The sequence below is a fragment of the Acinetobacter sp. GWC1_38_13 genome (assembly GCF_001767535.1).
GTDB classification, from domain to species: domain Bacteria; phylum Pseudomonadota; class Gammaproteobacteria; order Pseudomonadales; family Moraxellaceae; genus Acinetobacter; species Acinetobacter junii.
Genome location: NZ_MELG01000083.1, coordinates 1 through 880, shown reverse-complemented (window position 1 = coordinate 880; position 880 = coordinate 1). Strand labels below are relative to the sequence as shown.

Sequence of the window (880 nt, the reverse complement as noted above, 5' to 3'; positions counted from 1 at the left end):
GCTTGCTAGTACGCATACAAGGTGTAGGTTCATTTGTTGCAGAAGGACAAGGACGCACAGCTTTATTTCATGTGAATAATATTGCCGAAGAGATTATCGCCCGAAATCATAAACATCGTGCAGAAGTATTGGTGTTGGAACAAGTTCAAGCCAACACAGAACAAAGCGTATTAATGCAGATGCGTGAAGAGCAAAAGCTATTTCATTCGATTATTGTGCATTATGAAAATGATGTGCCTGTACAAATAGAAGATCGTTTAGTTGATCCAGTGCTGATACCTGATTATTTAGCGCAAGATTTTACAGCGATTACGCCAAATGCTTATTTGATGTCAAAAGCACCTGTGACTGAGGGTGAGCATGTGGTTACGGCGATTTTAGCTTCGGCTCAAGAATGTAAATGGTTGAAGATTAATAAGACAGAACCTTGCCTATTGATTCGCCGTCGCACATGGTCAAATAAACAACTGATTTCTAGTGCACGTTTGATTTATCCAGGTAGTCGTTATTATTTGGAAGGTAAATTTACGCAATGATTCAGCATCTAAGCTCAGCAGATTATAAACGCATGCTGTGGAAAAATGGTGCAGGCTATACAATTGAACTTGCTCGGAGTGAAGGGAGTAGCCTTGAGTTATTTGATTGGCGTATTTCCATGGCGGACGTCAAAACGTCTGGTTCGCTTTCCAAATTTGATGGTATGCAACGCTATTTGACGGTTTTGGAAGGTCAAGATATTTTGCTGAATATTGATCATCAAGTGAAGCATTTACAATATCTGGAATCGATAAAGTTCAGTGGAGACAGTCAGGTTAGTTGTGAATTGCCCAATGGAAAGATTCGAGACTTTAATCTGATATATGATGCTAAAAAATTTCAT

2 protein-coding genes are annotated in these 880 nt (G+C 39.2%); both read left to right on the top strand.

Annotated features, from left to right (window positions below):
* Positions 1 to 536 (top strand): UTRA domain-containing protein (locus tag A2003_RS08555; protein ID WP_286687158.1); only part of this gene is annotated, 536 nt, incomplete at its 5' end.
* On the top strand, positions 533 to 880 hold a 348-nt coding region (locus A2003_RS08550), incomplete at its 3' end, for a HutD/Ves family protein (protein ID WP_286687157.1). The genes A2003_RS08555 and A2003_RS08550, both read left to right, overlap by 4 nt.